The organism is Aquimarina sp. U1-2 (genome assembly GCF_017897595.1).
Classification (GTDB): Bacteria; Bacteroidota; Bacteroidia; order Flavobacteriales; family Flavobacteriaceae; genus Aquimarina.
In genome coordinates, this window is sequence record NZ_JAGKIK010000050.1 from 1 (window position 1) to 574 (window position 574).

Annotated in this window: 1 protein-coding gene; it reads left to right on the forward strand. The window is 34.3% G+C overall.

What is annotated here, in order from left to right; genetic code table 11:
* Positions 1–469 (forward strand): hypothetical protein (locus tag J8281_RS18950; protein ID WP_210199230.1); only part of this gene is annotated, 469 nt, incomplete at its 5' end.
* Positions 470–574 lie beyond the last annotated feature (105 nt).

Consider the following 574-nt stretch of genomic DNA (forward strand, 5'->3'; position numbering starts at 1 on the left):
TAGAATTTTTATCACGAATTTAATTGATGGGTCAACTATTGAAGAAGAAACTACCGAAGATAAAATAGGGATTGTAATAAATAGAGCAACTCCATATTCTTGGTATGTACAATCTAAACGCGGTACTGTAACAGCAGAGAGTGAAACCTGGAAATTCTATAATTCAGGACCAGGAGTTGAGACATACGCACCTTTTCCTGCTACAATTAATGCTCCAGACATGGCAGCTTCTGTAAATGCAGGTACGGTTACTCTTATATGGTCTGGTAGTGATGTTGATGATGATATAGTTAATTACGATGTATATTTAGGAACAAGTAATACACCAGATATTCATGCTAGTGCCGTTACTGCAACTCAGCTAGATGTTACTGTAAGTTCAGGAACTATTTATCATTGGAAAATAGTTACTAGAGATACTACAGGAAACACTTCAGAGTCTTCAGTATTTCAGTTTAGAGTACTTTAAAAAAGCCTTAACTTAATTTTTAGATATTAAAAAATGTAATAACTGTATATTTACACGACTATTACGTGATATATGCAGCAAGAGTACATACCATTTCGGGCTACT